This is a genomic window from Nocardioides limicola, from assembly GCF_016827675.1.
GTDB lineage: Bacteria > Actinomycetota > Actinomycetes > Propionibacteriales > Nocardioidaceae > Nocardioides > Nocardioides limicola.
In genome coordinates, this window is record NZ_JAERJA010000003.1 from 120,377 (window position 1) to 139,059 (window position 18,683).

The 18,683-nt window shown below is 66.6% G+C and carries 15 protein-coding genes and 2 pseudogenes; 7 read left to right on the top strand and 10 right to left on the bottom strand.

The genetic code is table 11. The features are described from left to right. Positions 1 to 162 precede the first annotated feature (162 nt). Positions 163 to 1,355: pseudogene (locus JKG67_RS07735) on the top strand (IS3 family transposase). A 142-nt stretch (positions 1,356 to 1,497) separates the two neighbouring features. On the opposite strand, the gene JKG67_RS07740 reads toward JKG67_RS07735, so the two are convergent. The 4 genes from JKG67_RS07740 to JKG67_RS07755 all read right to left on the bottom strand — a co-directional run bounded on the left by JKG67_RS07740 (position 1,498) and on the right by JKG67_RS07755 (position 7,877). Next, positions 1,498 to 3,894, bottom strand: a complete 2,397-nt coding sequence (locus tag JKG67_RS07740; protein ID WP_203336724.1) for an AAA family ATPase — start codon at positions 3,892 to 3,894, stop codon at positions 1,498 to 1,500. Positions 3,895 to 4,299: 405 nt separating this feature from the next. Further along, positions 4,300 to 5,415, bottom strand: coding sequence for an AlbA family DNA-binding domain-containing protein (locus tag JKG67_RS07745; protein WP_203336725.1), 1,116 nt, complete (start codon positions 5,413 to 5,415; stop codon positions 4,300 to 4,302). Positions 5,416 to 5,595: 180 nt separating this feature from the next. Further along, on the bottom strand, positions 5,596 to 6,459 hold the full coding sequence (locus JKG67_RS07750; RefSeq protein WP_203336726.1) for a GIY-YIG nuclease family protein: 864 nt from the start codon (positions 6,457 to 6,459) through the stop codon (positions 5,596 to 5,598). A 326-nt stretch (positions 6,460 to 6,785) separates the two neighbouring features. Next, a complete protein-coding gene (locus JKG67_RS07755) occupies positions 6,786 to 7,877 on the bottom strand; it encodes a helix-turn-helix domain-containing protein (RefSeq protein ID WP_275403312.1) in 1,092 nt (363 codons plus the stop codon). Positions 7,878 to 7,983: 106 nt separating this feature from the next. On the opposite strand from JKG67_RS07755, the gene JKG67_RS07760 reads away from it, so the two are divergent. The 3 genes from JKG67_RS07760 to JKG67_RS07770 all read left to right on the top strand — a co-directional run bounded on the left by JKG67_RS07760 (position 7,984) and on the right by JKG67_RS07770 (position 10,927). After that, positions 7,984 to 8,973 (top strand): phosphotriesterase family protein, encoded by a 990-nt coding sequence (locus JKG67_RS07760; protein WP_203336728.1) that lies wholly within the window; start codon positions 7,984 to 7,986, stop codon positions 8,971 to 8,973. Positions 8,974 to 8,991: 18 nt separating this feature from the next. Beyond that, positions 8,992 to 10,503, top strand: coding sequence for a class I adenylate-forming enzyme family protein (locus tag JKG67_RS07765; protein WP_203336729.1), 1,512 nt, complete (start codon positions 8,992 to 8,994; stop codon positions 10,501 to 10,503). Positions 10,504 to 10,567: 64 nt separating this feature from the next. Further along, complete coding sequence (locus tag JKG67_RS07770) at positions 10,568 to 10,927, top strand: hypothetical protein (protein WP_203336730.1); 360 nt, start codon at positions 10,568 to 10,570, stop codon at positions 10,925 to 10,927. An 82-nt stretch (positions 10,928 to 11,009) separates the two neighbouring features. Here the strand turns inward: JKG67_RS07770 and JKG67_RS07775 are convergent, their stop codons facing one another. The 5 genes and pseudogenes from JKG67_RS07775 to JKG67_RS07795 form a co-directional block, all read right to left on the bottom strand. After that, a complete protein-coding gene (locus tag JKG67_RS07775; protein ID WP_203337074.1) occupies positions 11,010 to 11,264 on the bottom strand; it encodes an LmrA/YxaF family transcription factor in 255 nt (84 codons plus the stop codon). Further along, complete coding sequence (locus JKG67_RS19175) at positions 11,147 to 11,464, bottom strand: TetR/AcrR family transcriptional regulator (protein WP_372442056.1); 318 nt, start codon at positions 11,462 to 11,464, stop codon at positions 11,147 to 11,149. The genes JKG67_RS07775 and JKG67_RS19175 overlap by 118 nt, the downstream gene beginning before the upstream one ends. A 260-nt stretch (positions 11,465 to 11,724) precedes the next feature. Further along, a pseudogene (locus tag JKG67_RS07785) lies at positions 11,725 to 12,595 on the bottom strand (IS3 family transposase); the annotation flags it as partial. 31 nt (positions 12,596 to 12,626) lie between these two features. Beyond that, complete coding sequence (locus tag JKG67_RS07790) at positions 12,627 to 13,196, bottom strand: hypothetical protein (protein ID WP_203336732.1); 570 nt, start codon at positions 13,194 to 13,196, stop codon at positions 12,627 to 12,629. A 967-nt stretch (positions 13,197 to 14,163) separates the two neighbouring features. Further along, positions 14,164 to 14,721 carry a TetR/AcrR family transcriptional regulator gene (locus JKG67_RS07795; protein ID WP_203336733.1) on the bottom strand — a complete coding sequence of 186 codons (558 nt, stop codon included), beginning with the start codon at positions 14,719 to 14,721 and terminating at the stop codon, positions 14,164 to 14,166. A 128-nt stretch (positions 14,722 to 14,849) separates the two neighbouring features. Here JKG67_RS07795 and JKG67_RS07800 point away from each other — a divergent pair, with 128 nt between their 5' ends. The 3 genes from JKG67_RS07800 to JKG67_RS07810 are packed head-to-tail and all read left to right on the top strand — an operon-like array spanning position 14,850 to position 17,829. Beyond that, complete coding sequence (locus tag JKG67_RS07800; RefSeq protein ID WP_307816471.1) at positions 14,850 to 17,318, top strand: molybdopterin-dependent oxidoreductase; 2,469 nt, start codon at positions 14,850 to 14,852, stop codon at positions 17,316 to 17,318. Continuing rightward, the gene (locus JKG67_RS07805) at positions 17,315 to 17,488 is read left to right on the top strand and encodes a hypothetical protein (protein WP_203336735.1); all 174 of its coding nucleotides are present in this window, start codon (positions 17,315 to 17,317) and stop codon (positions 17,486 to 17,488) included. Before JKG67_RS07800 ends, JKG67_RS07805 begins: the two co-directional genes overlap by 4 nt. Beyond that, positions 17,485 to 17,829, top strand: coding sequence for a DUF2200 domain-containing protein (locus tag JKG67_RS07810; protein WP_203336736.1), 345 nt, complete (start codon positions 17,485 to 17,487; stop codon positions 17,827 to 17,829). Before JKG67_RS07805 ends, JKG67_RS07810 begins: the two co-directional genes overlap by 4 nt. Here the strand turns inward: JKG67_RS07810 and JKG67_RS07815 are convergent. After that, entirely contained in the window at positions 17,826 to 18,596 is a 771-nt protein-coding gene (locus JKG67_RS07815; RefSeq protein WP_203336737.1) for a hypothetical protein, read from the bottom strand. The genes JKG67_RS07810 and JKG67_RS07815 overlap by 4 nt on opposite strands. Positions 18,597 to 18,683 lie beyond the last annotated feature (87 nt).

An 18,683-nucleotide genomic window follows, 5' to 3' on the forward strand; every position in this document is an offset into this window, starting at 1 on the left:
ACTGCTCGGGTCCTCGGCCGCGCCGACTTGTCAACGGCGGCTGCGCGTGTCGGCCACAGGGATACGGTTGCGAGGGCTTTGGCCATGACGATCGGGTCTGCTGCACGGATCGGTGACAACCGATCTGCCTAGTCGAGAGACTGGGCTGGAAGGATGTTCACCGTGTCCAAGCCGTACCCCAAGGAGTTCCGTGACGACGTGGTCCGGGTCGCGCGGAACCGTGAGCCCGGTGTCGGGCTCGATCAGATCGCCAAGGACTTCGGGATCCACTTCACGACGCTGTACTCGTGGATGAAGAAGGCCGACATCGAGGACGGGGAACGCCCTGGGGCGAGCGAGGCCCAGTCGGCTGAGCTGCGTGAGGCCAAGCGGCGGATCCGGACGTTGGAGCAGGAGAACGAGGTCCTTCGCCGCGCGGCTGCGTATCTGTCGCAGGCGAACCTTCCGGGAAAATGATGTACCCGCTCGTCCGCGAGCTGGCCGAGGACGGAGTCCCCGTCACGGTGACGTGCCGGGTGCTCAAGATCGCCCGCCAGCCCTACTACCGCTGGCTGGCCAACCCCATCACCGACGCCGAGTACTAGGAGGCCTACCGCGCCAACGCTCTGTTCGACGCCCACCGCGACGACCCCGAGTTCGGCTACCGGTACCTGGCCTACGAGGCCCGCGATGCTGGTGAGGCGATGGCGGCACGCACCGCGTGGCGGATCTGCTCGGACAACGGCTGGTGGTCGGCGTTCGGGAAGAAGCGCGGCAAGAACTCCAAGTTGCCCGGCCCGCCGGTCCACGACGACCTGTGCGCGGTGACCGATGAGAACGGACGGGTCCGGCACGAGTTCACCGCCGATGCGCCCAACGAGTTGTGGGTCGGCGACATCACCGAGCACTGGACCGGCGAAGGGAAGCTGTACCTCTGTGCGTTCAAGGACGCCTACTCCAACCGGATCGTGGGCTACTCCATCGATTCGCGGATGAAGTCCCGCCTCGCCGTCGCCGCGTTGAACAACGCCGTGGCCAGGCGCGGCGATGTGGCCGGCTGCATCGTCCACACCGATAGGGGGTCGCAATTTCGCAGCCGGAAATTCGTCCGCAGACTCAACCACCACCGCATGGTCGGATCCATGGGCCGTGTTGGCGCAGCCGGCGACAACGCCGCCATGGAGAGCTTCTTCTCGCTACTGCAGAAGAACGTCCTCGACCGCCGCTCCTGGGCCACCCGCGAAGACCTCCGCATCACGATCGTGACCTGGATCGAGCGGACCTACCACCTCCGTCGACGCCAAGACGGACTCGGCCGGTTGACCCCCATCGAGTTCGAGACCATCATGACCACGCCAGCCAGTCAGGCTGCGTGACTAACCACTGTCACCCATTCGTGCAGCAGACCCCTCGGATGAGACGGCCTGGCGGCTCTTCGACCCCCCGCGTGACGCATGTGGGGCAACACGGAGCTGTCGACCAGAAGTGACTAGGGCGGCGTTCGGGACTCTGGATGTGCTACCGGACTGCGGCCTCGCGGACGGCCTTGTAGGCTAATCCGTCGAGGGCCGTGAGGAGCCCGTCGAAGTCGGTAACATGCTTGCGCGGGTCTGTGTCAAGTTCGAACCTCGCGTACCAGGTGCGCATTACGGCCCGTACATCCTCGGCCTCCGGGGTACGGTCGAGTTGGCTTCCTATTTCCTCTATGAGTGTGGCGACGTCCTCGCGACGCGCTTGGCTAGCATGGGTGCGCGTGAAGTCCTTCTTGGCGCGGTTGATGCGGCTAGAGATCTTCTGGACAGACTCGGCTCGCTCGGCCTTCCGCTGGCACAGGGCGATGTTCTTTAACAGCAGCTTGAAGTTCTCGGCCGCGGTCTCGCGGTCCTCCCCGGTTGCCTTGACGTCGTCGACGGTGCCGGTCAGTGCGTCGATTGTGGCGCGTGAGAACGCAACCTTGTCCAAGTGGAAGCTCGGCATCCCCGCCTGTACCGCGATGGCCCCCTCGAGGAACTTCAGGGTGCCGGAGTTCTTGGGCGCTTTCCCGTCGGGACCGACTGCATCCGGGTAGACCTTCGCAGGGACGACGTCGAGGTCGAGCGGGCTAACGCTCGGTACGAACTCCCGGCAGTAGATCGCGGCTGCGAGGACTGCGACGTTGAACGGGACGATGTCCTCGATGCCCGCAATGCCGAGCGGGTTGTCGGTCACTAGGCCAGCGAGGTCGCCTTGTGCGAGCTGGAGGACTAGATCCTCGTCAACAAGCTTGTCGCCGTACGCACCGCCGGCCGCGAGGTCGTCCCTCGCATCGTTGCCGGCTTTGTCGTTGTCCAGGAGCGCAACGACGGGCGGCTTGTCTATGTCGCGTCCGCGGGCCAGGTACACGAGGTAGGGGATGTGACGGGTGCCGCCGGCGGGAACGATGGTGATGTGGTTCAGGTCCAGTCGGTCACGGCCCGCAATGCCGAGCTTCTTGAGCCATCGCGATGCCCCGGCAATGAGGACCTGGTCGGACGGTCCCTCGACCATGAGGTTGCAGTTGCCGATAAAGGTGGTCTCGGCGACATAACTGCCGAACGCCGAACGCAGCGGCTCGTAGTGATTCGCGGCGGCACTAGTAACGACGCGTGTGCCCTCGTCGTGCTCGCCCTTCTCGAGGACGCGGATGCGGTCGGCTTCGTTCTTGTCGATGAGGAACGGCGAGTGCGTCACGTATACGACCTGAACTGGGTCGCGGCCTGCATCCTTGGGGTCGGCGAAGTCGTCGAACACCCGAAGCAAATCTTGTTGGCCTGATGCCGACAGAAACTGGTCCGGCTCGTCCATGAGGAGGATTTCGGGGCGGCCGTCGGGTCGCACTTCATGGGCGAGGTATTGGACGAAGTAGGACAGGAAGTACTTTAGACCGGCACTGCGCTCGTCGAACCCGTAGGTGCGTCCGGTTCGGTCGCGAATCATGAAGACGAGATCGAACTCGTACAGCGAGACGAACAGCTCGAATTGGGCGTCCTGAGACCACCAGTGAGGGAAATCGAGGGCCTTCGCGAGTTCGCTGTTGATGGTGTCGACAATGCTGTTGGCGTAGCCGTTCTTCTTCTTGACGTGCTCCTGGAGTTCCTTTAGAAGTTCCTTCTTGATGCCGGCGACCTTGAAGATGAGGTCGCCCGCGAGCTTGTACATCTCGACCTCCGCCTCGGTGGCCTGACGCACGGGCTGGAACAGCTTGGAGATGCCGCCGGCGTTCGTCGTGATGGTCTGGTCGGACTCGAACCAGGCGTTGTGCTTCTGGAATCCGTCCCAGAGCTCACGCAGCAGGTCCCGGCCGAGCGGCGCAGTCTTGTTGCCCGAGACGAGGTAGTCGAGGGGAACGCTGTCGGGGAGCGGAACGCCCGCGTCGATGTGAAACGGAACGGGGACACCGAGATCTGCGAGTGCGGTGGGCTTTTCGACATGCTCAGGACCCGTCCACTTGTCCTTCTGTCGGACGTAGACCCGGAACTTGGGCGTCTCGTTCATTCGAAAGAACGCGACCCGCTCAACGTCGTGGAGGTCGCTATGGCCCGAGATGCTCTCTATGAGCTTAACCGCCTCATCCGTTACGTCAGCGAAAGCCGCGCCGAACTCAGGCAGCACGATGTCATTGTGGACACCGAAGAACCGGGAGTAACGACAGAAGTCGCTGCGCTCGAACCCCTTGCCGGTCAACGCGGCTTCAATGGCGCTGAGAACCTGGGACTTCCCGGACTCGTTCGCGCCGACGACAGTCGTGATGCCCGGGCGGAGCTTGATGCGGACGAACGGGTATTCGCCCTCAGGCGTGGAGTCCCATGGGTCCGGGTCGTACTTCTCGCCCGATGCGCGTATGAAATCGTAGTTCAGCGACCGGTAGAATCGTGCGTACACCGAGTGAAGTCTCATGCGGTCTCCTGTCTTGGGTCCGAGTCAGGACTCTGTCACACGGGACCGACGGTTTGTGGGTCATGACGCAGACTCAGAGATCAGACAGTCCTCGCCGTCCTGGCGGGTCGCCGTCGCCCGCGGGTCGGAAAGGCGCCGACGTTGCCGACCTCGCGCAGCAGCTCGGCCCAATGCCAAGGCCGCTCGTCCATGTAGCCCAGGTGATTTCATCATTGTGAGCGCTGCCTTCGTCGACACCCTGCTCGGGGCAGACGCCCTCCAGCGGCTGGCCGTACATCACCACGGTGCCGACTGCGTGGAACGTCTTGGGGGCCCCGTGCTTCGTGCGTTCCGGCGTGCGTCTGACCGCCGCCAACGAAAGCTTGACAGGTCCCGGAATCCGCCGGGATCGCGGAACTCGCCTGCTCACTCGTTGGAGTCCTGGGGCCGGCCGGCGCCTCTCAGAAGAGCGCGGCCGGCTGCAAGGGAGGCGTGAATCATCGGTGCGGTGATGGGCATGCTGCCTTCACCGCGGCGTTGTACGACGCTGATGAACGAGCCTTGGGTGTCGCCATCGGCGGTGATGGCGCCGTGAACGAGGAACGGTTTGAGTTCCTCGGGCTGCGGTGGGATGTCGATACTGATGAGGGACTTGTCGTCGGTGGTCGGAACGACGTCGATACGCAGACCCCACACCGGTGGATACAGGTGGTGGTCGAGGATGCGGCGGTATCGGGCTTCGGTGTCTTTGTAGCGCGGAGAGACGCCGGGGACGCTGCGGATCTCCTCACCGCCGGGAATCTTCTTGGCGTGGGCACCGATGATGATGACCCCGCCGTCTTCGCCGTTCGCGAACCGGGCGACAGCCTGCGCAAGACCGACCTTGCCTCGCAGCGTAGCGAGGTCGTACTCCTGGGCTTTCGCGTCCAGCCAGTTTCCTTCCGGTTGCCCAATGAGTAGTTCGGCTGCACCGCCGCGGACTAGGTCCGCGACCACGCCTCTCGATACGGAGCCTGAGCTCAGCGTGTCGCAGAGCTGGCGTGTTCCGTCGCCGATGTCGTGCAAGTCTTGGACAGTGCGGCCGCGGATGGGCAGCGCGATTCGGAGTTCGATCGCGAGGTGTTCCGGCCCGGAGTAGGCGTCTACCACGTTGGCGGATGCCAGCGTTGCGCGCTTGTGGGCCAGGTATGGCGCGATGAGACGCTCGACCTTCGCGACGGCTGCGTGTTCATCACCATCGTGGGACCGATCCCCGAAGTGCATGGCGGTTACGAGAAGGTGCCCGTCTCGGTACTCGAACCCGACTTCAATGCCGACTACGTCGGTGTCCAGGTTGGCTAGGGAGAGCGGTGATACACAGGCTGCGGAGTCCTTGTGGCCCGAGTACTCGGCTTTTGACGAGAGGGCGTCGCGCAGGTCTACCGCTCTAAGGTCCGCTAGTTCGTCATGGGCCAGGACGAGGTCGCCGCCCATGCCACTGCGACGTTCCTCTCCGTGCACGAGCCACTCGCCGTCACGCTTTGAGAAGGCCACGGTCCGCACAACCCGGAGCCTAACGGCCCCTAGCCGTTGACGATGGGTCGAATCGGGCTAATGCGTTCGGCGGCGCAGCCTCACATGTAGTCCGGGGCCGGCGTGCGCAAGGGGCAACGCCCCACCGAGACGGAACGCATCTGCCGCAATCGGTGCGTCACTCCGCCGCGATCCGGCGCAGACCACGATTCAGTTCTCGTTCAGTCCATGCCTGCGGGAGTCGAGGGCGTCCTTGTAGTGCTTCTCAACCGCGTTGATGTCTGCCTCTGCTGAGGACGGGTCCAGGACTCGCAGGACCGAGTAGCGGAACTTGGTCGCGTCCCGTCGCTTCAAGCCAACGTTTCCACCGTGCCCGTTTGTGGCGTAAGCGCTCCAACGTTGCAGCAGAGTCTCGTGTCCGTCGGCCTTGCCGACATAGTGACGGCCGTCGGAGGTGTCGGTGATCAGGTAGATCCCGACTACCGACGACAGCGCCGTACGCCATGCCGCGTAGACAGGATCCCGAACGACCGCTTGAAGGCGTTCGTGGTCAACGACGAGGTGATCGAAACCCGGGAAAGGTTCGGGTTCGACATCAGCCACGTCGAGGATGGGGTACTTCGCAGCCGTTGTGCCGTGGACCCACCAGGCACGCGGCGAGCCCCACTGGATGACGCAGCGACCGGTGAGGTCGGACAGCAGGTCGACTAACCTCAAGTCGAAGCTCCGGTGCTGCTCGCTCGACGGAGCCTCGCCCCGGTTTTCCACGATCCGCCACAGCCGCGCACGCGTCCCCTGCGCCGGCAGCAGGATCACCCAGTAGCGGGGTGGCTTCTTGGCGAAGCCGTTGAGGCTCTGCGTGCTCGTGTAGGTGAGGATCTCCCGATCGGTCGAATCGGCATGGATGCCCGGGTACCCGTCCTTGTGGATCTTCACGTAGGCATGCCGGATCGCCATCACCTCGTTGAGCGAAATGCCCGTCTTGGCGAGAGCGTCACCGAGCGTGAACGTCGAGACGGCAAGGAGTTTTGGATCCGGCGTCTCGGCGGAGCTCGTCTCGTCGGCAATCGTCACCCACTCATCATGCACCGGGTGACTGACCGATGTGCTCGAACAGGGAGCCTGACACGCCCAGGCAGGGAGTGGGACGTGATTCCCCCGGGGCGAGTCAATCCGCCGCGAGTGATGCTCGCGCCCAGACAGGCCCGGCGCCGCACCTTGAGCCTCAGCCACCCGCCCCCAACAACACACCCACCTGCCTCGCCGCGTCGTACAACGGCTGCGTCGACCGCCCACTCCGGGCCACCATCAGCGCCCCCTCGACGGCAGCCGCGATCGGGCAGCCGAGGCCTTGCCCGACCCGCTTCATCCAGGAGCGGCCGACTGGGTCGAACGGTTCCTCAACAACTGGCCGGACCGGGCGGACCGATCTCGTGTCTTGTCTCGCGTGGCGACTGCCCGAAGTGCCGGCGGTAGGCATTGCTGAAGGCGCTTGGTGATGTGAAGCCGACTGACATGGCGATTGCGGCGACGTTGCGGGACGCGAAGGCCGGGTTCGCGAGCCTGGCCCTTGCGAGCTCGAGTCGCTCGATGCGGATCAGCTCCCGGGCCGTCAGGTTCTCCCTCGCCAGCACTGACTGGACGTAGCGCAGCGACCAACCGATCGCGTGGGCCATAGCGGCCACGGTGAGCTCTGGGTCCGTAGCGTGCTCTCGGATGTAGCGGCGTACCGCTTCCAGCACAGGCTGAGTGTCGGCAGCGTCGGGCAGCTGTTCGTCACCGTCCGCTGCGAGGCACAGGAGGTCGACCACCCGATCGGCCGCGGCGTCGAATCCCCTGCCGGAGAGCGCGTTCCGTTCCCGCAGCAGGCTGACGATCAGGTCACGGCCAACCTTCGCCAGGCCTCGCGAGGCGTGCACTCGCGCGCCGCGGTCAGAGGTGGGCCCGAGCCGCTGGTCGATGCGTTCGCCCGGAACCAGCAGCGTGAGGGCACGGGCACCGCCGTCATGGGCGACCTCGAACGGGGTATCGAAGGGGACGATGGCCATTTCGCCGGGAACGAGCCGGGACAGTGCCTCCGCGACCCCCACGACGAGGGTCCCCTGCAACGGCACGAGCAGCTCGTAGTGACCGCGCGGATCGCGGCGGATACCTGCGGCCCGGCGCTTGAGGACCTCCGCTTCGCTGGTCCAAGCAACGAGCTGGTAGTTCGAGGTGCGCTGCCGAACGACGCGCCCGCGGTAGCCCTCGTTGCCGAAGGTGATGTCGAACATGCCGTGGACGTCGTTGCACCAGTCACGCCAGGCGTCCTGGGCGGTCGTTCCGACGGAGTCGGGCCCACCGGTGACCAGACCATCGATCGTGTACGTGGTCGTCACCCCCTGTTCGCGGTGCGCCCAAGGATATACCGCGGCGCAGGAACGGGGTCGATTTCGTCGCGGTTCTGACCCGCCGTACCGGACTGTGCGCCTCAACGACAGAGGTGTGCGCATCGGCGCGAGACCGGACCGGGTGTGACCACGTTCACTCAGGTATCGCCCATTCACTCATGCGCAGCGGCCGCCGGGGGCGAGGCGGTCGCGTCAGAAGGAGCAAGCAATGACAACTGGCACTGTCGCCACGGTGCGCGGCCCGATGGCCGTTGACCAGCTCGGAAGCACGCTGATGCACGAGCACGTCTTCGTGCTCACGCCAGACGTGATGGCCAACTATGGGAGCGAGTGGTGGGACGAGGAGCTCCGGGTCGCTGACGCAGTCGAGAAGCTTCGGGCCTTGAAGGCGGCCGGCATCGACACCATCGTCGACCCGACGGTGGTCGGGCTCGGCCGCTACATCCCCCGGATCCAGCGAGTCAACGCCGACGTCGACCTCAACATCATCGTGGCCACGGGCCTCTACACCTTCGACGAGATCCCGCACTACTTCCACTACCGGGGACCGGGTGCGCTGTTCGATGGGCCCGAGCCGATGACAGACCTGTTCGTGAAGGACATCACTGAAGGCATCGGGGAGACCGGCGTCCGGGCTGCCTTCCTCAAGGGTGTCATCGAGGAGCGCGGCCTGACGCCGGACCAGCTGCGAGTCCAGACGGCGATCTGCGAGGCCCATGTGCGGACGGGAGCCCCGATCACCGTGCACACCAATTCGGCCGCCAAGACCGGACTGATCGCCCTGGACTTCTACCGCAAGCACGGGGTGGACCTCACCAGAGTGGTGATCGGGCACGCCGGCGACAGCAATGACCTCGACTACCTCCGCGAACTCATGGATGCCGGGGCCACGATCGGCTGTGACCGGTTCGGTCTCGACGTCTTCAACTCGACGGCCGACCGGGTGCGCACGATTGTCGCCCTGTGCGAGGAGGGGTACGCCGATCGGATCGTGCTCGCCCACGACGCGTCCTGCTACATGGACTTCTTCTCTGGCGAGGAATCGCAGGCGCAACTCAGCACCGCGGTGCCCAACTGGAACTACCAACACATCTCCGAGGACGTCCTGCCCGCCCTCCGCGAGCAGGGAGTCAGCGACGCTCAGATCACCACGATGCTCGTGGACAACCCGCGTCAGCACTTCACGGCGGGGGTGTGACTGCGGATGAGGGAGTCCTTGACCAGGCCGTTCGACCTGACCGGGATCACCCGAGATGCCAGCGGCATCGCGCGATACGACGGCCTTCCGGCGTCGCTCGTGGAGGCGGTCCGGATGTCCGTGGAGGCACACCCGGACCGGGATGCCATTGTCGAGGTCGGCGGCAACACCTACACCTACGCGCAGCTCTGGGAGCGGGCCGCACGGGTCGCCGGAGGGCTGCATGAGCACGGGCTCGTGCGTGGCGACCGGGCGGCGATCCTTCTCCCTGCCGGCGCCGACTGGGTGCTCGCCTTCCTCGGGACGCTGCTCGCCGGCGGAGTAGTCGTCCCGGTCAACACGAGGTTCGCCGAGCCCGAGATCGACTACGTGGTCGAGGACGCGGGCGCGGCGTACGTGTTCCGCCCGGAGGTGGTGCTGCCCGACGGGCCGGCGTACGCCGTCGAGGACCTGGCGTTGTCCGATCCGGCGGCGATCTTCTACACCAGCGGCACCACGGGCTTTCCCAAGGGCGCGATCACGACCCACGAGAACTTCCTGTCGAACATCGAGACCGCGATTCGGGTCATGCCGCTGGACCGGAGCGCCGGCCCCACCCTGCGGAGCCTGATCTCGGTGCCGTTGTTCCACGTGACGGGCTGCAACACCCAACTGCTCGTGCAGCTGGCGCTGGGGGGTGCGGCGGTAGTGCTCCCGGTGTTCGATGTCCGCGCCTTCCTGGCCACGATCGTGGACGAGCGGATCGACGTGCTCGTATCGGTGCCCGCGATCTACGCGCTGGCGCTGTCTCATCCAGACTTTGCAGCGATCGACACGAGCCGCGTCTCGCTCGTCGCCTATGGCGGTGCGCCGATCGCGCCCGCCCTGGTCGAGCGGATCAAGGCCGGCTTCCCGGCCGCGCGGGTCGGCAACGGCTTCGGCCTGACCGAGGTTTCCTCGATCGCCACCTACCTGCCTCACGAGTGGTCGAGCGAGCATGCCGACTCCGTCGGCTTCGGGGCTCCGGTCGTCGACCTGCGGCTGCTCGACCCGGATCCCGTGACCGGAGTGGGTGAACTGCTCCTGCGCGGACCGAACACCGTGGCCGGCTACTGGAACAAGCCGGAAGCCACGGCCCAGGCGTTCCAGGACGGTTGGCTCCGAACCGGAGACCTTGCCCGTGTGGACGACGAAGGCCTGGTGTACATCGTCGATCGGGCCAAGGACATGATCAACCGAGGCGGCGAGAACGTGTACTGCGTCGAGGTTGAGAACGCGCTGGCCGGGGCTCCCGGGGTCGCGGAGGCGGCGGTCGTCGGCGTTCCCGACCCGGTCATGGGCGAGAAGGTGGGTGCGGTCATCGTCCCGGGGCCTGCAGGCGTCGACGTGACGGAACTCTTGGGCTACTTGGAGCAGCGGCTAGCAGACTTCAAGGTGCCCCAGTACGTCGCTCTTCGAGACCTTCCTCTGCCGCGCAATCCGGGAGGAAAGGTACTGAAAGGTGACCTCCGCGAACACACCGAGTGGGGGCGGCAAGTGCGGGGGCGGTGACGGCCCGGTCTGTGCTCGGGAAACGTGGTGCGCTCTGCCTGCGTCGGTCCGTACACTCCGAGCCGTGCCCTCACCCGATTGGATCGAACACCGGCGCTCCGACGGTGAGCGCGTGGGTTGGATGGTGCCCTCGGGCGACGCCTTCCACGTGGTCGACCTGCTGGGCCGCCAATGTACGGATGTCCCGGTTGACTGGTTGCAGGCAGAGGAAACTATTGAATCGCTCGGCATCCGCTACCTCGCCCACCGCTACGTCCTACGCCTTGCAGATGGCAGCGAGCGCCGCGTCCGCATCAGTGAGGTAAGTACATCGCGCATAGTCGTTCTGGATGATGAACTCGGCAGCGCCTCCGTGGTCGGGGCCCAGCCGGAGGCGTTTGACTTGCCGTTCCCGGCGCCCGAAGGCTTGCGGTCGCTCGACTGACGCCCACGGAACTCCGGAGTGCGGCTATCCGCCGTGAGCGACGCTCTCGCCAAGAGTCCGCCCGGTGCCGAGCATCGGAGCCTCAGCCACCCGCCCCCAGCAACACGCCCACCTGCCTCGCCGCGTCGTACAACGGCTGCGTCGACCGCGCACTCCGGGCCACCATCAGCGCCCCCTCGACAGCGGCCACGATGAACCGCGCCAGCGACTCGGCCTCCCCTACCTCGCGCCCTTCGGCGACCAGCGCCGCGCTGAGCTCATCGGCCCAGCTGTGGAATGCCTCCGCGGCAGCGGCGCGCCCTGGCCGCCCACATCCTTTCCGACCCGCTTCATCCATGAGCCTGCCGCCCTGGTGGAGGCAGCGATGAGTTCGTCCTTGCCTCCCGGGAAGTGCTGATAGATCGAACGTCGGGCCGTGCCGGAGCGCTCGAGCAACTCCGTCAGACCGGTGCCCTCCACGCCGTGGGCGCGGACCAGCGCGATCGAGCTGCGCAGCAGCCGCTCCCGGGGGTGCTTCCAACTCCACGTGTTCGGCAGTCAGCCCAGGCAGCCGCTTCTGGTACTCACGCAGCAGCTTGCCCACGACGTACAGGTAGGTCTCTCGAATCCCGCGAGTCATCAGGACGGCGTAGATGTCCAGGACGAAAGCGAGCAGTTGCTCGTCAGCGACCGGCGGGCAGAGCCCCGCGTACCGCCCTGTTGCCACGCGGTCGGCAAGAGATGCCCCGCGCCTGCGCTCGATTCAACATCTCGCTTCGTGCCCTCACGACAGAGAACTGGCATAGCGTCGCGAGCGGGGTCTCGGCGAGCGCGTTGTCATACGAGTCGCCCGCGGTGCCGATCGACGGAATGGCGCCGATCTCGGCGAGCCGCTCCCTTTATCGCAGGCTGGTGAACTGGGCGAGTTCAACCGGTCGAAGCCCCTTGAGTTGGGTGCCGCGTGACCAGCGGACCATCCCGATCGCGTCGAGCACCGTCTCGGTGCGCATGTTCGACGGGACCCGCCACCCGACGACCATCCGGTTGAACGCGTCGATGATGAAGCAGACGTAGGCGATCCCGGCGAACGTCGGCACGAAGGTCAGGTCGGTGACCCACAGCTGGTCCGGCCCGGTGGCCGTGAAGTTCCGCTTCACCAGGTCCGGATGCCGAGCTGCAGCCGGGTCCGGTCTGGTGGTGCGGACCCGCTTGGTGCGCCGGACGCCCTCGATGCCCTCGGCACGCCTCAGCCGGGCGACCTGGTCACGGCCGGCATCGTGGCCGGCTCGCGTGGCAGCCTTCCGCAGCTTCCGTGCCCCGTAGGCCCGATAGTTGTCCTCCCACAGCGCCCGGAGCGCCGACCGCAGCAACGCGTCACGCCGAGCGCGCAACGACGGCTGCCGGGACCTCGCGGCGCAGTAGGTGCTCGGAGCCACCTGCAGCCCGCCGTGGACAGGGTGCTGCAGATGGACTCGACCCCGAGCTTCTTGCCGCCCACGACGTCGTCGCGGTTGGCATCGATGAACGCGACTACTTCTTGTGTTGGCGGTCGAGTTCCGCCCTGAAGAAGCTGGCGGCCTTCTTCTGGATCTCGTTGGCCCGCTTCAACTCGCGGTTCTCCTGCTCGAGCTCCTTGATCCGCTTGGCCTCGGCCGTGGTGACACCCGGCGCGTGGCTCTCGTCGATGTCACACCCCAGGGGACTCTCCTCCCGGCAGCGATCAGAGCCGGATTGGGTGGATCAACGCGGCTGCAGCGATAAGCGCAGGTCCCGTCACCCCGCCCATGGCGATGATCGGCGCCCACTGCACCCAAGAGATCGGGAAGTAGACACCGTTGCCGTTATTGACCAGGGTGATCTCGGCTGCCTTGATGATCAGGACCGCCGCGATTGCTGCGCCGGCAACGGTGGCCAGCCCACCGGTCACAAGCCCCGCATTGGTGATGACCGTGCCAGCCAGACCTGAGAGCGTGGCCATGGTCGCTCCGCCACCTGCGATGTCCTTGCACAGCGTGTCGTTCATCGTGAATGTGACGCCCCACCAGTCCCAACTGACGGTCAGCTGCTCTGACTCGGCCAGGGCAGCGTGGAGACTTACCCCTCGGTCGGTCGCGGCTGAGTTGGCCAGGACGGAGGCCCCCGGAGGTGTTAGATCCTCCTGAGCTACTAGGTCTACGCCGTGCTTCTGGAGGTACACCAGGGGCTCTTTGATGAAGGCATCATAGTTGCCTTCATCCGCCTTGATATCGGCCAGCATTACTGAAAACTTCTGCTCATTCGAGTTGGTCATCACTTTGTCCTTACCTGAGTCGGAATCGAGCACCCTCCCGAACGCCAGTAGTTCATGAAATCGGCGTCCTACTTAGCGTGACAGCCGAGCGGAGACTCCGCAACAGAATGGCGAGGTTAAACGAGCAACGAGAAAGGCGGCGTCTGGGCTTGCGTAGGGCGTCTCGCACGACTGCCGTAGTTTGCGGTTGGAAACGCCACGTACTTGACCAGCCTTTACCTGTGAACAGGTCTAGCGCCCGAGGGCTCACTGCTGCTGACGGTTGTGCGCTGCTCCCACCTGAAGGCGCCCCAAGGGCCACGCGGACTGTGTGCCGATGGACGATCCTCCAATGGCGAACGTCGAGCGCAGAGTTGTGGACAGTTTCTGGGACCTCCGCGACGACGCCTATACCCATCCCGGGCGTTGGTAGGAGACCACGGGCCGACGTCCTCTCACCGCCTCGCCGACTACGTCGAGGAAGCGAAGGAGCGCGAGGAGCGCGTTGGCTGGCGTGGCCGTAGCGGAGCGCATGATCGCTTGGCGAGCAAGCGAAGGTGGAGCGGAGTATGAGTCGGCTCCGCGTCGCGGAGGTAGTGCCTAGGCAATGGCCCGGGATCATGGTGCGAGGTGCGACCGCGAGGCGCGAGCCGCGGGATGCGTCGTTTCGCTTGCTGGCGCGCCTCAGAAGCCCGATCATGGCGATGATTGGGCAGTCAATCCTTGGGCAGACTTCCTCCTTGCGGCGCCGCCATCGCCGGCGTACGGAGCGTGGTCTGTCCTGCTGTTTCTGTTCTGCGGCCAGGAGCGCGCCCCAGATCGCCTCAGGATCGTTCGGGGTAGCCGGTGGCAACAATAGGCCTCGGCCTTCTGCCTCTGCACGAAGCAGCCGGACCAGGTCGCCCGTCCGACTACTTCCGGACGATGGCCCCATTCCGCCGCGAGTGACGCTTGCACAGAAGGCATGCCCGGCGCCGCACCTAGAGCCTCAGCCACCCGCCCCCAACAACACCCCCACCTGCCTCGCCGCGTCGTACAACGGCTGCGTCGACCGCGCACTCCGGGCCACCATCAGCGCCCCCTCGACGGCGGCCACGATGAACCGCGCCAGCGACTCGGCGTCGGCTACCTCGCGCCCTTCGGCGACCAGGGCCGCGCTGAGCTCATCGGCCCAGCTGTGGAACGCCTCCGCGGCAGCGGCGCGCACAGGGAGTGAGTCGGCGAAGGCAGCCGCAGCGATCGGGCAGCCGAGGGCGAAGTCCTCGGCTTCGAGGTTGCGGGCGACCTCGGTGATCACCAGGGTGACCGCGGCGGCGACGTCGCCCTGGCCGCCCACGTCCTGCAGGACCCGCTTCATCCAGGAGCCTGCCGCCCTGGTGGAGGCGGCGATGAGTTCGTCCTTGCCGCCCGGGAAGTGCTGATAGATCGAACGTCGGGCGGTGCCGGAGTGCTCGAGCAGTTCGGTGAGGCCGGTGCCCTCCACGCCGTGGGCGCGGACCAGCGCGATCGAGCTGCGCAACAGGCGCTCGCGGGGACCGTCGGTCATCGATGTGCCACCTCCTCTCGCTGCACCAGGGTAGACCGTCCGGTCTATCCGTGCTCTACTGTAGACCAATCGATCTACCCGCGCGGGAGTGCGCCGCTCCCCCACCCGTCGCACCCAAGGAGCGAGCCGTGACCGAAGCCCCCACCGCCCCGGAGTGGAAGAAGTCCGCCTGCATCCTCTGCGAATGCAACTGCGGCCTCGAGATCCAGCTCGACGGCCGCCGGCTGGCCAAGATCCGCGGCGACAAGGCGCACCCCGCCTCCGCCGGCTACACGTGCGAGAAGCCGCTGCGCCTGGACCGCTACCAGAACAGCCGGGACCGGCTCACCTCGCCGCTGCGCCGCAACGCCGACGGCGGCTACGACGAGATCGACTGGGACACCGCCATCGCCGAGATCGCCGCCAAACTCAGCGCCGTCAAGGACCAGCACGGCGGCGACAAGATCTTCTTCTACTCCGGCGGCGGCCAGGGCAACCACTTCCCCGGCGCCTACGGCCAATCACTGCGCGCCGCCCTGGGCACCAAGTACTACTCCAACGCGCTCGCCCAGGAGAAGACCGGCGAGATGTACGTCGACGGGCGGCTGTACGGCGGCCACACCAAGGGCGACTTCGAACACGCCGAAGTCGTCCTCTTCCTCGGCAAGAACCCCTGGCAGTCCCACAGCTTCCCCCGCACCCGACCCACCCTCAAGGAGATCGCCGCCGACCCCGACCGGGCAATGATCGTCCTCGACCCCCGCCGCACCGAGACCGCCGACCTGGCCGACTACCACCTCCAGGTCCGCCCCGGCACCGACGCCTGGTGCCTCGCCGCGATGCTCGGCGTACTCGTCCAAGAAGACCTCCTCGACCACGACTTCCTCAGCACCCGCACCACCGGCGCCGACCAGGTGCTGCCGCTGCTGCGCCAGGTCCCCGTCGCCGAGTACGCCGAGAAGTGCGGCGTGCCCGAAGAGCTCATCCGCGCCGCCACCCGACGCTTCGCCGCCGCGGCCACCGCCACCACCTACGAAGACCTCGGCACCCAGCAGGCGCCCAACAGCACCCTCACCTCCTACCTCAACAAGCTGCTGTGGATCCTCACCGGCAACTTCGGCCGCCCCGGCACCATGTATCTGCACTCCAGCCTGGTCAGCATCGGCGGCGGTGGCAGCGGCAAACCCCGCAGCACGCCCTCACCCGCGGCGAGGGCCGCCAAGACCGCCGCCGCGCGAGCCACCACGCTCGCCGCCGGCGGCCTCAGCCACGCCGTCGGCCTGGCCGCCCGTACGCCGGTCCCCGACGACGTACTCGCTCGGCTGGCCAGGCTGGCCGTGGACCCGATGGCTCCGCTGGTCGGCGGCTCAACCGTCGGAATCGGCGGCGGCGCCTCGAAGACCACCCCGGTCACCGGCGCCCGGATCATCGGCGGACTGATCCCCTGCAACTCCATCGCCGACGAGATCCTCACCGATCACCCCGACCGGTTCCGGGCGATGTGGATCGACTCCTCCAACCCCGCGCACTCCCTGCCCGACTCAGGCCGGTTCGCGGACGCGCTGGCCGCGCTCGACCTCGTGGTGGTCGTCGACATCGCCTTCACCGAGACCGCCCGGCTGGCCGACTACGTGCTGCCCGCCGCCACCCAGTACGAGAAGTGGGAGGCGACGTTCTTCAACTTCGAGTTCCCGCGCAACGTCTTCCAGCTCCGCGCCCCGCTGCTCGACCCACTGCCCGGCACGCTGCCCGAGGCCGAGATCTACACCCGGGTGCTGCGCGCCCTCGGCGCGGTCGACCCGGCCGTCATCACGCGGCTGCGGGCGGCCGCCGAACGAGGCCGGGACGTGTTCGCGCTCGCCTTCTTCACCGCCGTGGCCGCCGACCCGTCGCTCATGAAGATGGCGGCCTACGTGCTCTACGAAACCCTCGGACCCACCCTGCCCAACGACGCCGCCGCGGCAGCGTTCCTGTGGGGCGCCTCGCACCTGTGCGCGCTCGCCCACCCCGCCGCCGTCGCCCGCGCCGGTTTCGACGGCCCAGGCCTCCGACCCGGCGAGAAGCTCTTCGACGCGATCCTCACCCAGCGCAGCGGCGTCACCTTCACCGTCGACACCTGGGACAACGCCTGGGACCACGTCCGCGGCGACCGGTTCACCCTCGCCATCCCCGGACTCCTCGACGACCTCGCCGGACTCGGGGAGGCGCCCTCGAGTTGGACCAGTGAGGAGTACCCGTTCGTCCTCGCCGCCGGCGAACGCCGCGCGTTCACCGCCAACACGATCATCCGCGACCCCGAATGGCGCCGCCGCGACGGCCAGGGGGCGCTGCGGATCAACCCCGCCGACGCCGACCGGCTCGGCGTCGAGACCGGCGGCCGGGTCCGCGTCGTCACCGAGACCGGCAGCGCCGAAACCGTCGTCGAAGTGACCGACACCCTCCAGCCCGGGCACATCACCCTGCCCAACGGCCTCGGGGTCGACCACCCCGACGAGTCCGGGCAGACGGTGGTGACCGGCGTACCGCTGAACACTCTGACCAGCAGCCGCTACCGCGACCCCATCGCCGGTACGCCGTGGCACAAGTACGTGCCCGCGCGAGTGGAGGCGCTCGCGTGAGCCGTGGACTCGCTGGGCTGGTCGTGGCGGACGCGATGCTGCGACACCCGAAGGTCGACGGCGTGGACGTCACGGTGGCGGAACTGCGTGCCTTCTTCGCCGACCTGGACGAGGTCTGGCAGACGATGCGCACCCAGGCGCGCCTGCCTCTCGGTAGCCTTCTGAAATGAGCAGGATCTTCACCACCAGCGTTGCCTCGGTCTATCCGCACTACCTGACCAAGGTGGAGCGCAAGGGGCACAGTCGGGCCGAGCTGGACCAGGTGATCGAGTGGCTCACCGGCTTCGACGCCGCAGAGTTGGCCGACCACCTGGCCCAGGAGACAACCTTCGAGGAGTTCTTCGCCGCAGCCCGATTGAACCCGAACGCCTCCCTGATCACCGGCGTCGTCTGCGGGGTACGAGTCGAAGAGGTCGAGGACCCGCTGATGCAGAAGATCCGCTACCTCGACAAGCTTGTCGACGAACTCGCTCGCGGGAAGAAGATGACGTCCATCCTGCGCGGCGGCTAGTAGCGGATCTGCACCCCCATCACCTGGATGGCCCCGCAGGTGTCCGCCGCGTTGCCACCGTTGCGCTGGACAGCGAACTGCACGTACTTCCCCGGCGCATCCGTGTGGGGCCAGGTGAACGTGGCCTTGAACGTGTTGGACCCGCCCGCCGGCACGGGGATGGTGCCTTGCCAGCCCGTGTGTCCGGGGAAGGCCCACGCACCGTTGTGCGAAACCATGTCGCCAAGGTGCTCGTTCGGACCGACCAGACCCGAGGTGGAGATGTGCCACGAACAGGCGCCCGAACTGTGCTCGCGATAGACGATGTCCGCGTGCAGCTCCGTCCCCTCCGTGTGGTCGGGCGGCACGATGAACCCGAATCGCATCTCCCCGGTGCTGCCTGCCGAGAGATTCACCCCACCCGAACCCACGGTTGCAGTCCCCGAGACGCCTGCCCCTTGGACCAGCAGCGGCATCGACGACATCTGCGCATGCGTGAATCCACCGAGTCTGGCAGCGTCCGGCGCCCGCTTGATGATGTTGTTGGGCAGGTACCCACTCTTGTTCGTGGCCACCAGCTTGCCCCGGCGCTTCGCGACGCCGGCTCCCGCCCCCACCGCGTGCTTGCCGTCCACCTTGTCGGCATTGTGCGCGAACTTCGCATGTACGCCGTGTCCAACCGCCGGCGCAGAGAGCCCCAGCAAGATGGCCACTGCGGCGACGACGATGAGTTTGGCATTGTTCCTGAAGAACCTGATCATGACCGATCCTCGTTCCCGCGAGACCATCCCGCTCTCTCGGCACGCTAATCCCGGCTACGGTGAGCCGCCATGGCCCGCCTGGGGGGTGTACGCCGGCTCGTGGTGCGCGGTTCC

Excerpts from the sequence above, each read along its gene's own strand:
- JKG67_RS07795 (WP_203336733.1), bottom strand. The coding sequence starts at position 14,721 with ATGACCGACGGTCCCCGCGAGCGCCTGTTGCGCAGCTCGATCGCGCTG.
- JKG67_RS07815 (WP_203336737.1), bottom strand. The coding sequence starts at position 18,596 with ATGGTCTCGCGGGAACGAGGATCGGTCATGATCAGGTTCTTCAGGAAC.
- JKG67_RS07755 (WP_275403312.1), bottom strand. The coding sequence starts at position 7,877 with ATGCGCACACCTCTGTCGTTGAGGCGCACAGTCCGGTACGGCGGGTCA.
- JKG67_RS07760 (WP_203336728.1), top strand. The coding sequence starts at position 7,984 with ATGACAACTGGCACTGTCGCCACGGTGCGCGGCCCGATGGCCGTTGAC.
- JKG67_RS07740 (WP_203336724.1), bottom strand. The coding sequence starts at position 3,894 with ATGAGACTTCACTCGGTGTACGCACGATTCTACCGGTCGCTGAACTAC.
- JKG67_RS07790 (WP_203336732.1), bottom strand. The coding sequence starts at position 13,196 with ATGACCAACTCGAATGAGCAGAAGTTTTCAGTAATGCTGGCCGATATC.
- JKG67_RS07810 (WP_203336736.1), top strand. The coding sequence starts at position 17,485 with ATGAGCAGGATCTTCACCACCAGCGTTGCCTCGGTCTATCCGCACTAC.
- JKG67_RS07775 (WP_203337074.1), bottom strand. The coding sequence starts at position 11,264 with ATGGATGAAGCGGGTCGGAAAGGATGTGGGCGGCCAGGGCGCGCCGCT.